Raw genomic sequence first — 14,084 nt, 5'->3', positions numbered from 1 at the left:
TCAGAGTCCTGTCTCATGCAGGAAAGACTCGATGGCGTCGACGCTGGCGCCCGGAGCGCTCAAGTGCGGGCAATGTCCAATATTCTTGACGATGGCGAGGCGGCTGCCCGGGATATGTCGGTGCATGTACTCTCCGACGGAAACCGGCGCTAGGAAATCGTCATTGGACTGCACAATCAGCGTCGGCGTCGTGACACGTGACATCTCCGCGCGATGATCGGCCAGGAAGGTCACGCGCGCAAAATGTCGCGCGATCTCGGGATCGGTCCGGCAGAAGCTGTTGACGAGCTCTTCACTGAGTTGCGGCTGTTCGGGCGCGCCCATGATCGCGGGCGCCATCGTGCTGGACCAGCCCAGAAAATTGTTCTCCAACGTTTCGAGCAATTCCTCGATGTCCGCGCGCGCAAAACCGCCCGGGTATGCACCATCGTTAATAAACGACGGTGACGGCCCGACCATCACGTTGGCGGCGAATCGCTCCGGCGCTTTGATCGCCGCAAGCATGCCGATCATCGCGCTGACCGAGTGGCCCACGAAGACGACCGGCGGTGCCTCGACTTCAGCGAGTATCTCAAGTATGTCGTCCACATAGCCGTTCAGCGAGCTGTACTTCGCAAAATCATAGCTTGCAAGATGCGACCCGCCGCTTCCAACGAGATCGAACAACACCGTCCGGTATCGACTCTCGAATGTCGGCGCAACATACCGCCACATCGACTGGTCGCAACCGAAGCCGTGAGAGAAAACCATTGTCATCGGGCCATCGCCGACGACGTGCAGGTTATTGCGCTTGATGACGTTCATTTGAGAAGAAGGCAGAAGGTGGCGGGCGCGCGACGACTTACGTGGCGGAGATCGGTCCGGCATATTTGACACAATATCACCCTGAGCAGGCTGCTCAGAAAGCACGTACGAGGACCACGATGAATTGTTCTCGCGAATCTGGCGGTTTCTCGTGCGTCGGACAGTGCACCCGCCGACGCATGGCAACTCGCTTCAGTTTCACCTGTCGCAAACATCAAGAAGCGAAGTCGACGGGGTGAGTCCGGCCAATTTCCGCCTTATTTCGCGTCGACGCGTTCGCCCCCTGCGTGCTTGTCCGTGGTCCTCGCCTGGGCATTCGCTAGACGGCGCGCAATTTCCGCGGCCGCACCGTCGTCGACGCGCAATGCCTGGGTGCCATCGCAATTCCGCTCCTCCGCCAGTTGCAGATAGGCGGCGGCGAGCTCGCGCAACTCATCTTCAGTCGCGTCCTCGATGCCGATCAGCTGGTTGCTTGCCCGCTTGTTGGAGGCGAGCAGTTCGTTCAGCTTCAAGTGAAGGGCGACGCTGTCCTTGTTCGCGCTCTGCTGGATGAGAAACACCATCAGAAAGGTGATGATCGTCGTGCCGGTGTTGATGACCAGTTGCCACCCATCGGAAAACTTGAAGACGGGACCGGACACGAGCCATACCACGATGGCAATGACGGCCACCCCGAATGCGACGGGCGACCCCGCCCAGCGCGTGACGGCGCTCGCGAAGGCATCGAACGCTCGCGTGACACGATGCGCTTTCGCATAGCCTGGACTGGACGTCGAAGGGACGGTGTCCATGGGCGCGGCGTCGGGAAAGGGGGCTTTTTCATTCATCATGGGCCTCCATTAAGTCTGAGTCCGATAGACCCGAGTCGCCGCGGTCACCTCTACTAGCGAGATGGTGATCCCGACTAGGAAACCGAGGGCATCACGGTGAAAACCAAGAAAAGACGTCGGCCCTCTCACGCATTACCGGTCTATGAAGCTATGAGATCGGGGACGTGCCGTCACATCCCCGCGTCGGATGTCCGCCATTGGAAGAATGTTTGTAATGATCGGGAAAGATCCGACCGACCAAGTCGTCGTACTCGGCCGGCTGTGCCTTCACAATCGTTCGAAGCATCTTGATGAAAGCGTTGCCGTCCTCCAGGTTCTCCACAATCACCCGTGCTGTGCGCAGAGAGATGGTCTCCGCAATTGGAGACGTAGTACCGTCGTCCAGCAGGAATTTGAATCGGTGAATCTCCACCGATGCGTCCGCAGGAGGAGATTCGTGAGCGATTATGGTGGCCTTCATGTTGGTCGTCCGGGTTGCAAGCAGACGAGCGATGCAAAAGGCGTACCTCGATCGCTTGCGCACCCCCAGGAGCAATGAACGGCTATGGGTGGACGTCGTGCCGACGAAGCACGACGCGCGTGCACGGGATCCACTGCGGCGCGATCAACGCCCGTAGCGCGCATGCGCGCATGCGCGCACGCGCAAGGTGCCGCGGCGGTGTCCTAGCCATGGCCGGTCGCGGGCCTGACGGAGTAGATGTCCTGTCCTAACGTATGCGTGTGAAACGGCTGACAGCAGCCCTCAGCATTGAATGCTGGCTCCCAGGTTGCCGTCTCTCGACCACTTTCAACTGACGAAGCAGCGCAAGCACGGGGAACGGCTTGCTCATGAAGCAGGCACACCGGACGCTCGGGCGTCGTCGAGAATCGGAGATGAGAATTACCGGGATGTGTGCAAGTTTCGGCTCAGCGAGCATCACCCGGATTAATCCCACGCCATTAAGGCCGGGCATCGCACAGTCGGTCACGACAACGTCCGGCGGTGCAGCTTTCGCAAGCGCTAGCGCGTGCTTGCCGTCACTCGCGGTTCGGACGACATAACCTTCCGCCGCGATCGCGACGCCAAGCGAACCCAGCCATCCCATGTCGTCATCGACGAGCAACACGGAAGCCATCCATACCCCTTCGCCGCTTTGCGCGGATTGCGCTGCGTCAGTTCCTAGGCGCCGCCTCGCTGCGGCTGTCTGCCTAGCGGTTCATCCTAGCGCGCAGGTGGAGCGGTTTATTGCTTTATCTTGCCTGTCGCCTTCGCGTTCGCGTCCGGCCCCGACGCGCCGTCCGGCGACATGCCCTTCTCCCGTTGCTGCATCAGCGTGGGGGCGCTGCTCCCGCCGGTTGGGGCAGGCTGAGCTGCTTGGCCTGTCGGCGTGCCGCGCTGAGTCGCTGGTGACGGAGCGTTGGAAGTGTTTTGTGCTATTGCGCCCGCGCTCGCAGCAAAAAGCACGACGCTTAACAGAGTCCGGATGGAATTCATGGCTGTCTCGTAAATTGCGCTTCGTAGCTTTACGCAAGCATCCAACGTGCCTCGGAGCCAAACTCCTTCCTTCAGCCGATTGAGCGGAAGTGTGGCGCAGCAACCATCAGATCACAGCCGTGAACCGGGCGCCGCCGCTACCTCCTCGCGCCGGGCAAGACGTTGATCTGGGTTACAGCGGACCCTTTGCCCACCTCTTTTCGAAAACGCCGGTCCTACTCCCACGACGACGTGGTTTGGGTGCTTATCGTTATCGCGAGAAGCGACAGCAGTTCGTCGCCGTCAATGAACACGGTCGCGACGCGAACCGCAAATCCACCGCGCCGTCTTCGTTGGCAAAAACGCGCAGGCACCTAACGAGACGAATCGACCATCCTCATTGAGAACGAGGATCCGGACAGCAGCGCCGTGTCTTCGCGTGTGATAGATGGCAGAAACGCGGCGCCCTGGCAATACCTGGCCATATTTCGGTTCTGAGTATGTTGAGCAGCGGGCCTCCCGGAAGTTCGAACCCGCGCCGGCCGTTGAGCGACGGCTTGCCCCGCGGAATGCCTTCGATGTGCTAACCGTCGTCAGCTATTTTGGGGGCTCGTCGATCTCATACGCAATCTGTTTGCCGTCGCGCAATTGACCCCGTGCCTTTCCAAAGGCGTTGCTTGTGAGGCATCCAACCAGCAGGCATGCCCTGATTTCTGCCCGGACGGTTTGGGGAAGACATCTGGGCTTATAGCCCCGCTCGGCGATGGCTTGCAAGATCCGGTTCTCTTGCTGCTGGCTCGCGCGTAGCGGTTTCCCTGGTCCAGCACAGCTGACCCGATCGCTCGGTTGGCTCTTCACGAATGTCTGCGCGACATCATCGAAGTTCGGGTGGTAGTTAAGTTGGTTCGCCCGCGCGATTGCCCACCAATCCATCACCGTCCGACGACGGCGTCGGTCGGAGTTTTTGACTTCCTGGCCATCGGGCCACTGCACGCCAGAGGCTGATTCGCAGCCCGGCGCGCCCCCGCTTCGGCCGGCCCGCATCGAGTTCACCACGCAGCTTGCGCCGCAGCTCAGCCGGTAAGGCGCTCGATCTTGATCGCCGCTCCCGCTTGATCATCACCGGATCGTTGACGGCCTTCCACGAATTCGTGAGGCTCGACAGGACCCTGGACATATGAATCAGGTTCAGCTACTTTCTTCATACATAAGCCAGAGCCGCTACGGCGCATGGAGAGAGGCCCATGAAAGATTCGTTTGAACCCCTTATCCTTCGAATCTATCAAACGCCGAACGGACAATGGGCGGGGCGACTAATGATCGGCAACGAGGATCTTGGTTGGCTTTCGGGGTGTGCCTCGCCTACGGAGGTGGAGCAGGCGATTCGTGAAACCGGTATGTGCCCGGACAGGGTTGAGGTGCGTGCTTCATAGTTTCATGAAGCCGTCGGACTTCGATGGCGGCCTACCGCCAGATTTTAACGCGCCATGATGCAGAAGAATCGCGGGCCTGGGTCGTGGCGCCCACGCGACGAGCGAGCGGTGCGGCAGGCAGGAAGAACCCCTCGCGGTTCTCTCGAGGCTACCGCAGCCTGATGCAAGATGAAGCGGCCACCGCGTCCACGCCCCGAAGAACTCTTCATAGCCGGTACGGTCTGATTCACCTACATCTGAACGAGCGCGTGGGCACTGTCGTCAGAAGGACACTCGCGCGTCTCGTACGAATCCACTGCGGAAAATCGTGCACGGGCTCCGCGGGCGGATAGTCTAAGGCCCGCGCCTGTGATGTTGGACAGGTTGATCGAAAAGTGTGCGGTACCGCTCTGTGATTGCGAGCCGCCCGGCGATACTGACGGTAACCGTCGTCGGCTGCTTGACCCAGCCGAATTGCCGGTTCGGCGTGCAGGGGTTCGCCCTATTTCCTGCACGCCGCTCCTGTATTTTGAGATCCACTCCCAGGAGCCTCCACTACCGCTCGTGTCCCCTGGCAGGTTGACGCTCATGCGGCGTCGCCGGCCGATCTCTCGTTCGTGGCTTCTCTACAAAGTGTGATTCGCAGACGGTCGACACGGCGCTTTTATAGACGGTCTGGATGCCCGTCGGCGACTCCAATGCAAGAACGTATTTGTCAAACGAGATCAACTGACCGGTCAGTTTGATCCCGTTCACCAGAAATACCCAAACGACTTTCCGTTCGCGCATGAGGGCATTTAGGAAGTCAGCTTGGATGTCGTTCGCATCGGTGAGCATGATGGCACATCCCAGTCGCTTATCTCGCCAACGGCTCCGTGGTTCATTGCCCGCCGAACGACGCAGCCTCTATTGCTCGTCCTCGTCATAGTAGCGCGCGGCGGCCTCGAGCATGCGCCGTCGCTCCGCCCGCACATAAATCGACGTGGTCTGCAACGACGCGTGTCCGAGGATCGCCTGCACCACATCGGTCGGCATCTCGCGCGCAACGGCGCGCGTGCCGAACGTATGCCGAAAAGCGTGCGCCGACGTGTTCGCCAGTTGCACCAGGTCGTCCGCGCTGAAGTCGGCCAGCGCAGCGGTCTGCGCGCTCAAGCGATGCACCGCCATGCGCACGAGCCGTCCCAGGGCATCGACGGTGTACGGCACGTCTTCCGCGTTCACGTCGTGCCGATCAAGCGCGGCGCGCGTACCCGGAATCCACTGCGGCGCGATCAGCGGTCCGTCAGCGCGTGGGGCGTCGAAGTCGCGCCCCCGGTCGTCCCAGTGTGCCCGCAGGGCGCCGATCGTCGCCCCGCTCACCGGCACCGTGCGCTGCTTGCGACGCTTGCCAATGATGCTGAGCGTCCACACTGATGAAGCTCCACGGCCGGGTTCCGCCAAGCCCATGGGCTTGGCCTGCGTTGTCCCGCCCGGCGTCGTGTGCGTGGTCGAACCCGACGCGGTGCGGCGCGACGTTCGCCCCTCCTCGGGCACCTCAGCGCTCCGCAGGTCTTCTCGACGCGCGAGCGCAACTTCCGCACGCCGCAACCCGGAATCGCCCATCAGCAAAATCGCCGCGCGCGCGGCGCGCCACTGCCTGAGCTCGTCATCGTCTTGCGGATCCACCCCACCGAAAGCTTCGCAACGCGCATCGAGCGCCTTGCGCACCTGAGCCCATAGTCTGGCCGGCAGCGCCCGGTGCACTTGCACCGACAGCTCCCGCGTCACGGTCGCCGGTTCATGCACTGCACTCCACGGGTTGCCGGCTAGATACCGGACCTCGACCAGCCACGCAAAGGCCGCGCGCAGCACGCGCACCGCGTACGCCTGACTGTCGGCCGATAAACCTTCGGGGACGAACGGGCGCCAGCGGCCGCTGGTGCGCGGTCGCTTGGGCCCCACGAAAGATGGCAACGGCGCCTTCAAGAAGTCTTTGTACGCCTCGCAGTCCTCGACCGTGAGCGACGACAGCGCTTTTTGCCGAACCACGACGCTCCAGAGAATCAGTCGCTCGAGCTCACGCGTGTAGGCCCGCAAGGTCGTCGGCCGATCGCGATAGCGGTGTAGATATGCGTGCACCGCTGCCAGGTCGTGTTCGGCGCGGACGAAAGCGAAGTTGGCCGCTCGATTGACGCCCGTCGCGCCGGACAACGCTGCAGGCACGACCAAGTGCTCGAAGGGCGCGAGGCGCGGTTCGCTCGGATCGCCGCCGATGACAATGACACGCTCGTCTCCCTTCCCTTCGCTCGCACTGGCCGGCACCAACGACGTGGTGTCGACGTCGGCGGCGACTGTCACGCCGAGCGTCGCTTCATGCCGCCGCAGCCACGCGACGATCGTCCGCGCGCGCAACGCGCCGATGCGCGGCACCGAGCGCCACCAGCTGCCGCCGCGCGCATTGGAGTAATCGATCAAGGCGCCGAGCGTGCCGATCCCCTCCCCGCTCAGCCGTTGCGCGATCAGCGGCCGAAACCACAGGTGCACCGGGTGCGAGGCGAGTGGCACGGCCGCCGCCAGGGTCGACGCCTGCTCGACCATGCGCAAGGTCATCGCGGTGAGCTTCGCGCTGCCGTGCTGTTTGATCGATGCCTTCAGGTGATCGGCCAGGACCGACGAGCCATGCAGCAGCGCAAGATGGACCAGGTCGTCGCGCATCGCGCCCAAAAACCGCTCCATCGCATCGGCACTGGCCGCGTGCGGCGAGCGCTCGGGGTCGTAGTACAGCCGCGCGATGGTGGCGACGGGCAAGCGCTGCACGAACGCACGCAGCGCGGTGAAGTCGGTGCGCGTATAGGTGCGCGGCGGCGGCAGCGTGAGCTGTTGCGGTTGATTAGCCATGGTGAGACGCCCTTCCGTACGAAGGCGCGAACCCGAACGCGTTCCAACGCTTGGCTCGATGCGGTGAGCTTTTGCGGGAGGGGACGGTGAGCCGATACGGGCGATAAGGGCGCGTGTGTCGTCTGTGTTCGTGTCGCCGCCGGTCCTTCACGCCGTCCCCCTGCGCGCGCAGGCGCCACGCCAGCGGCGCTGATATTGACAACGACATCGGCCGAAGGGCGGCGTCCGACGGGATCCGTTCGACCACGGCATGGCATTCCGGCGAACTGTCGATGGCGCCTGCCTGCAGCGGCACCGAACGGACCTCCGCGGAACCCACCCCCATGCGGACCAACGCCGGCACGCACAGCTTCGCCCATGCCGGTGACCATTCGACTACCGACAGCGGGGTTGTATCGGCTAGGCTGGACGCCACGGTATTACTCGGGCACGACGAGGCGAAGCCCCGGCAGATCAGCGAAGTCGGCGCCATTCAAAGTCATCAGCGCGTAGCCGTGTTCGATCGCTTGGGCGGCGAGCCACAGGTCGTTGTACCGCGGCCGTGGCGAACGGCCCGATTGTTTGACGGCGGCGGCGAGTACGCCAAAGGCCGCGGCGGTATGCCGTGACACCTCGAGAATCGGCCGCCGCTCGAGCTGTTGAAGGTACGCCGCACGCCCGGCCCGCTCGACCGGGTCAATACACGCCTGCACACCGAAGCCGAGTTCGCCCAGCGAGATCACCGAGATGAAGACGGGCGCCGCGCCGGCCAGATCGATCACCGTCTGGCGCTCGAGCGTATTCGCAGCGAGCGCGACCCAGATACAACTGTCGAGAATGACGCCCGCGTTCGAGCCTACGTTCACGGCTGCGGTCAGGGCCTGCGTCACGCCCACGGATCCCGCACGGCGTCGTTGAAATCGGCTCGGCTGTCATCGGTCCAGGCCTGCGCCTGATTCGGCGTCAGCGTCGTGGGCAGATCCGCGAGCGCCTGAGCCGCCGTCATGATGAATTCGGGCGGGACCAAGCGTGCGACCGGTGTGTTGTTGCGCTCAATGATCACGGTCTCGCCGTTGCGCGCGACGGCATCAAGGATTTGGCGGGTTTGTCGCGCCAGGTCGGTAGCGGTGATGGTGTGCATGATCGTTCTCGAGTCAGGACGATACGTATTTTACGTATTCCACGGCTTCCACGGGCCCTTTTCCAGGCGCAAGTGAGACGTAAAAGCGATGTTCTTCCATTTTAGCCATTAAACCATTCACTGCTAATAAAAACTATCAGACAAACGGTCTTGATAGTAACCCGATTTCTCTTGTCTGGAGTCAGTTTGCCGGCACCCGAGCAAGGGATGAGACAAGCCGCCGATGTCAGGTGGAATAAAGTCCCGTCGTTCAGTTACCGACACCCAAATCGAGTTGCAGTGCGCGACGCCTTAGAGGAAATCGGAACCGGGCCTGATACAGGCGCCTTAATGCTGCGAGCGCCGCAAAGCGCGCGTGAGGAAGAGTCGCGTCGTCACGGTCGAGTCCGGTCAACGCGACCGCTCGAATTGATGTTGCTCATCTCGCCCGAAGTCATTCGCGCGATTTAGTTCGGGCGCGATAGCTTTTTCCGATAGAGCCTTTCAGAACACTAGCGTTTAGCGCGAGCACCAGTTTCTACACTCGATCCTGCGCCGGCGCTTGGAAAGATGGACGCGAAAAGCCAATGGTGGCGCTGAGGTTCGGCCCGGCTACGTTACGTGATGATGCCATCACGCGTAAACCCTGCTGCGCCGGCGACCGAAGCATGTGCTCATCTACGCTCCGTTGGTCGGCGATGTTTGACCGGAGCGCACCGCTTTAGGATGCGCTGCCACCCGTTTCGGACTCGCACTGCTTCGCCAAGAATGTCGAGGTATTCGTCGTGGTCGACGCGGTCGTCCGGCGGCGGAGCACCATTTGCATGCCGCTTGAGCGCTTCTTCTCTCTGTCTGACGCCGGTAGTCATCGAGGTAATGCGGCTGTAGGCCTCGCACGCATAGGCAAAGGTTTCGCGTTTGGCGTAATCGATATCAAGGAGGTACTCCTTGCGACGGCTCTCGTTCAACCCGACAGTGGCTCGCTTGCAGTTGTGAAAGACGTGAGCCGCCTCGTGCACGACGAAATCAGCGAACGGGTCGGCTTCCTCGAAATAGGACATCGAGACAAAGCACATGGTTTCTTCACTCAGTCCGACGATGTGGCAGGCGTCCTGCGATAATACCGGTGCGCCCATACTCGTCAGGTAGAGGTTTGCAAGGTCCCACGCGGTCGACAGCCACCTTTGGTCTGCGAGCACTGACGCAATGTTGTGCGGCGTGAGGAACACGATGCTGCTAGCGAGGGTATTCAGCACGATCGAGCGTTGATCTGCGGAAAACAGCCCATCGACCATCGGTGAAAGCTTGGTTCGCGACCACAGGTGCAAATTTTCAGGCATCTTCATCCGAATCGGGATGCGGTCTACTCGCCGGATAGTTTCCTCTACGAGCGCCGTCCTTAGGCGTCGAGTCGCGTTTTGCGCTACGTCTACGAAGTTGTCTCCTGGCCAGCCCGCGAAGTCGCTGTCATAGTCGCCACTAGCGACATACCGCTTCACTTCGGCTTCGAGCCACTGTTGCGTGCCGTGTCTCAGGGGTTCGGTCGCGAGTTTCAACATCTGTTGACACCTCCATAACGCTAGCTGGTCGATGTGCAGAACTCAGGCCGACGAGTTTGTGGCCAGAGAGAAGAGGAAAGCGAAAGGTGATCTACCGTAAACCTTGAGGCCGACGTAGGCACCGTGCGTCATCCCCTCCGCGCCGATACATCTGGATGGCCTTCTGAAGATTGAGCGTCTTACCGGTGCTGGGCACTCCCCGCACCTCGATCCGCTCATGGATTGTAGACCGAGAGCTGCGTCGTTTGCGCCGGCGAGAATGTGAAGACAGCATCGCTTAGCCCCTTCACCGTGGGGCGGTTGCCGGGACCGGTATCGAGCACGGTACATTGCTTACTACGAAGCAAACCGATCTTGTAGTCGCGCTCAGGGATGATGACCGCACCCTGCTCGTAGTACTTGCTGTGCCGCCGCTCGGCCTGCGTCGTGTCGAGCCGGTCGAGCAGCGTGTACTCCCGACCGTTACCTTTCAGTCCCAACGCTCGCTGAATCCCGTCATTGATGGTCTTGCGGCTCTGATTCGTGCCCGTGATGACAAGCGTTTGCGCGCGCTGCGCGGGCGTCAACCCCGCATAGGCCTTGACGATCTGAGCGTACCGCACGCTCGAATCTTTGACCTCCCGCACACAGGTCACGTGCGCAAGCGATGCCGCGGTCTTGCCAATCGCCGCCAGTTCGACGGCCTTCAAGAGCGATGGATCCTTCTGGCGCTGAATCGTGCGGATCTCCGTCGACTGCATCCCGGCGTTCAACAGCTGCTCGAACGGCTTCCCCGCTTCGATCGCCTTGGTCTGCGCCGTGTCGCCCAGGAAGACGACCCGTGCGCCATGCGCTTCGACGATTTTCATGGTGTCGAGCATCTGCCGAGCGGGAATCACGCCCGCCTCGTCAATGAAGACCACCGCGTTGCTGTCGAGCTTCTTGTTCTTCGCCTTGAGAAACGACTGGAGCGTGCGCGCTTCGATGCCCTCCGATTCAAGGGCCTTCTTCTGGCTGCCATAGGGGGCGAGCGCGGTAACGGTGTAGCCATGCCGCTCGAGCAACGCTTTCGCCGATCGCGTCATATAGCTCTTGCCCACGCCGGCGAAGCCGGGAACGGCCATGAACCGGTTCGTCGTGTCGGCGATCCGCGCGACAGCGCGCGCCTGCTCAACGTTCAGTCCTGGACGGTCGGGTGTTTGCGTGCGCGTCGCCAGATACGCCTCAATGTGACCCGGACCCACGCGCGACGTGACGGTGCCGCGTCCAGCCCGCTCCAGCGCCAGAATGTCGCGCTCGCGCCGCTGGGCGATGTGTGTCGTGTAACGGGGACCCACGCTCTCCAGCCGACCCTTGATGATCCCGTCGTCGACGAGCGCCCTCGCCTGCGCGCGCGTGCGTCGATCATTGCGGTGATCATTGGTCAGCGAACCGATCCACTGCTCGCGCGTGAATGCCGGCCCCTCCGGTGTCGCCTTCCGGTCCGCGCCCTTTGCCGGGTTCATCGACCGGTAAAGCGTCTCTTCCTTGATCAGGCGTCCACCCGCCCTCGCACGGCCGATCGCCGCGCGAATATCGGAGGCCGTCAGACGCCCATAGCCGTGCTTCAGAGCGACCGCCAGTAATTGCTCGCCGGTAACAATCGCCTGCCGTTCCGTGAGGCTTTGAATCGCAAAGCGCACAGTCTGGTCAGCGTGGTATTCGAGCGGCTGGTCGATCTGCGGCGTGCGGTGTACCGTCTCCCTGGGACCATCGTTACCTACGCCGGCCCATTCGCGGCTGTGAAAATCGATGCCAAGCTCTTTCGCGCGCGCCTGCCACCCAGCGCGCACGTCGCCACGATCGGTAGCCGCCTTACGCTCGCGCGTCTGCATCGCGGCCCGGTCGCGTTGCTCCGGCGTCGCGCGCTCGCGACTCACCCCCCATTCCGCCAGCTTCGCATCGATCTGATTGCGTCGGGCGCTGAACGCGTTGATCTGGTGCTCGGTAAAGTGCGCGAGGTCAAAGGTGCCGTTGCGATCGAACTTGAGCTTGAACCCCTGAAGCTCGAGCGCCTTCGCCAGTTCGGCCTTATACACATTCCCGAGATGACTCAACGAGTTCACCATGCCGTCGTTCATTAGGGCACGCCACTCGCCGATTTTTCGTTGGGTCATGTTGAGCACGAAGGCGTGGTATGAAGATCCGGATCCACCTCGCGCGACGTTTCATGCCGGAAGATCGCGGCAACCAGTTTATGGGTGCGCTCGATGCTCGTTTTGCCGTTCACGGTGTAACGGGCCGCGGCGCCAAGGATTTCGCCATCGGGCGACACAATGCCCGGCACACGACACCTGCGGGTGTACGTGACCGATTCAGTCTTGAATTTCGCGATCGGCAGGTCACCGGGGAACGCGAGGTATCCTTCCAGGTTCGGCAAGCGCATCAGCTCCGACGCGAGCACGACCGATTCCGGCTTGATTTCCTCGTTCTGGCCGTTCGTCCCGAGACCGCCGAACGCCCGGCGACTGCGTCCCGAAGGCTGGCGCATGATCCTCGTGCTGACCCAGGGCGCGCGACATTCTCTCGGCAGTTTTTTCACCCATGCGGCCGACGCCGAGCGCCACCATCGCGCGATGATTGCCGAGCATGGGTTCCGCAAGATTCTCGCCATAGACGTCCACCAGTTGGGTGTAGGTCTGGTAGCCCGATACGACTCGCAGCCCCTTTTTGCGGCCTTTGGTCAACGCGTCACCTAAGGTCGGCAGGCGCGCGAGTTCTTATGCATCTGCTTACACTATCATCCTGCCTAAGCTGCCGTCGTATCGAGCGCGTACACAACCGCTTGCGATGAACTCGGCTCGTCTTGCGATCGCGACCCAGTGCTCCTTGGAACTCGACGTCTGTTTTGGTACTAAGCTTGGTACTCGCGTCCAGCGTAGGAATGCGGGCTATGAAAATCTCCATGACCGAACGGTTCATCGGCCTTGCCTTTACGCTTGTCGGCGCGTGTCTAATCGGTACGACTGGATACGGCCTCCTCAAGCTTCTCTTGTCGGTTCTTCTTGTTTTGCGACCAGGATCGTGAAACGTTGCTCTTCGTAAGACCGCTGCCGTGGCGTTGTCTGCCGTTCCATCCTTCACATCTGCTCATACGGGGATTATGACCGGCGAGTAAATCCTGGCGACTTCCAGCCGACGGTGCTCGCGTTCTGAGAATTGTCGATCTCCGAAAGCTTCAGAACGTACACGGCTCGTTGTCGGCCGAGCGCGTCCGCGATCTAGTGATGTGCTGTCTACCTTTCAGGGGCTGGGATCGGCCCGTGAGCCTGCAGTACGCCTCGCAGCGTTGTTCCGACTGACGATGCCGTTCAACTTCATGTCGCCGCGCTCGAGGCCGCCCGACATCGGGTCTATTTTTGGCTCGCTCGGAACGCTGACGATGCTCGGCCGCTGAAGGTTTTCAGCGTCGGCTTTGGCCGCATAGGGACAACTGCGCAGAAACTTCGTTTAGGTTATCTGATTGTTTACTCTCGGCCAATAGCAGCAGATATCTTGAAGGTCCGATGGTGACCGCCTGTGTGAAGGCCATTGGCGCGGCAACGCTCGAGGGGCGGTCGTTCTCACCTTCAAGGTAAATCGTGAGAACGACCATTAGTTGCGTCCCTGACGTCGACGACGGGGTTGGTGTGCCGCCTCCACCACCGTCGCTGTATGTTGCGCGGATAGGCCGATCTTCTTCCCGCCGGCGCCGTCGTATTCCGGTGCAAGAGCGAGACGGCTCGCGACTATGTCGTAGAAGTTTCCGGCCAACCCTAGTCGCCGCCCTTCTTGAGGTGCATGTTTCCTTCGCCGGGAACTCGTAGCCACGTCGCGCGATATAAAGGTCCGGCCAGTCCCGAGAAGCTGATCGCGACCATGCTGGTCGAAACGACGTTATCCTGCGCATTGGCCGTCAGGCCCTTGCCGTTGCGGATGCCGCTCGCATACCGTTCCTGCGCAGAAAACGCCTCTCCCATCTTGTTCGCGTCGTACCGATTCCCGTGCGAGCTCGGGCGCTGTCATCCATACTGGAGTGCAGGCGGTCACTTT

General features: G+C 61.6%; 12 protein-coding genes and 1 pseudogene. All 13 read right to left on the bottom strand.

What is annotated here, in order from left to right:
* The 13 genes and pseudogenes from AWB82_RS20850 to AWB82_RS20785 all read right to left on the bottom strand — a co-directional run bounded on the left by AWB82_RS20850 (nucleotide 1) and on the right by AWB82_RS20785 (nucleotide 14,011).
* Nucleotides 1-804, bottom strand: coding sequence for an alpha/beta fold hydrolase (locus tag AWB82_RS20850; protein ID WP_086970586.1), 804 nt, complete (start codon nucleotides 802-804; stop codon nucleotides 1-3).
* 257 nt (nucleotides 805-1,061) lie between these two features.
* Complete coding sequence (locus AWB82_RS20845; protein WP_086970687.1) at nucleotides 1,062-1,631, bottom strand: low affinity iron permease family protein; 570 nt, start codon at nucleotides 1,629-1,631, stop codon at nucleotides 1,062-1,064.
* A 151-nt stretch (nucleotides 1,632-1,782) separates the two neighbouring features.
* Nucleotides 1,783-2,094 (bottom strand): hypothetical protein, encoded by a 312-nt coding sequence (locus AWB82_RS20840; protein WP_086970584.1) that lies wholly within the window; start codon nucleotides 2,092-2,094, stop codon nucleotides 1,783-1,785.
* A gap of 247 nt (nucleotides 2,095-2,341) precedes the next feature.
* Nucleotides 2,342-2,740, bottom strand: a complete 399-nt coding sequence (locus AWB82_RS20835; RefSeq protein WP_407643022.1) for a response regulator — start codon at nucleotides 2,738-2,740, stop codon at nucleotides 2,342-2,344.
* 2,314 nt (nucleotides 2,741-5,054) lie between these two features.
* A complete protein-coding gene (gene hfq, locus AWB82_RS20820; RefSeq protein ID WP_086970575.1) occupies nucleotides 5,055-5,336 on the bottom strand; it encodes an RNA chaperone Hfq in 282 nt (93 codons plus the stop codon).
* Between the two features lie 69 nt (nucleotides 5,337-5,405).
* Nucleotides 5,406-7,376 (bottom strand): site-specific integrase, encoded by a 1,971-nt coding sequence (locus AWB82_RS20815; RefSeq protein WP_086970573.1) that lies wholly within the window; start codon nucleotides 7,374-7,376, stop codon nucleotides 5,406-5,408.
* A 419-nt stretch (nucleotides 7,377-7,795) separates the two neighbouring features.
* Nucleotides 7,796-8,179, bottom strand: a complete 384-nt coding sequence (locus AWB82_RS20810; RefSeq protein WP_407643026.1) for a type II toxin-antitoxin system VapC family toxin — start codon at nucleotides 8,177-8,179, stop codon at nucleotides 7,796-7,798.
* A 62-nt stretch (nucleotides 8,180-8,241) separates the two neighbouring features.
* On the bottom strand, nucleotides 8,242-8,496 hold the full coding sequence (locus AWB82_RS20805; protein WP_086970571.1) for a type II toxin-antitoxin system Phd/YefM family antitoxin: 255 nt from the start codon (nucleotides 8,494-8,496) through the stop codon (nucleotides 8,242-8,244).
* 653 nt (nucleotides 8,497-9,149) lie between these two features.
* Nucleotides 9,150-10,034 carry a hypothetical protein gene (locus tag AWB82_RS20800; protein WP_235023374.1) on the bottom strand — a complete coding sequence of 295 codons (885 nt, stop codon included), beginning with the start codon at nucleotides 10,032-10,034 and terminating at the stop codon, nucleotides 9,150-9,152.
* Between the two features lie 215 nt (nucleotides 10,035-10,249).
* Complete coding sequence (locus AWB82_RS38395) at nucleotides 10,250-11,887, bottom strand: AAA family ATPase (RefSeq protein WP_407643025.1); 1,638 nt, start codon at nucleotides 11,885-11,887, stop codon at nucleotides 10,250-10,252.
* Nucleotides 11,873-12,483: pseudogene (gene mobF, locus AWB82_RS38390) on the bottom strand (MobF family relaxase); the annotation flags it as partial. The gene AWB82_RS38395 and the pseudogene mobF, both read right to left, overlap by 15 nt.
* Nucleotides 12,395-12,739 carry a TraM recognition domain-containing protein gene (locus AWB82_RS39195; RefSeq protein WP_200818160.1) on the bottom strand — a complete coding sequence of 115 codons (345 nt, stop codon included), beginning with the start codon at nucleotides 12,737-12,739 and terminating at the stop codon, nucleotides 12,395-12,397. The gene AWB82_RS39195 and the pseudogene mobF, both read right to left, overlap by 89 nt.
* Nucleotides 12,740-13,807: 1,068 nt before the next feature.
* On the bottom strand, nucleotides 13,808-14,011 hold the full coding sequence (locus tag AWB82_RS20785; RefSeq protein WP_086970567.1) for a hypothetical protein: 204 nt from the start codon (nucleotides 14,009-14,011) through the stop codon (nucleotides 13,808-13,810).
* Between the last annotated feature and the right edge of the window lie 73 nt (nucleotides 14,012-14,084).

It is taken from the genome of Caballeronia glebae (assembly GCF_001545035.1).
GTDB classification, from domain to species: Bacteria; Pseudomonadota; Gammaproteobacteria; order Burkholderiales; family Burkholderiaceae; genus Caballeronia; species Caballeronia glebae.
This window is presented reverse-complemented; position numbering and strand designations above follow the sequence as displayed.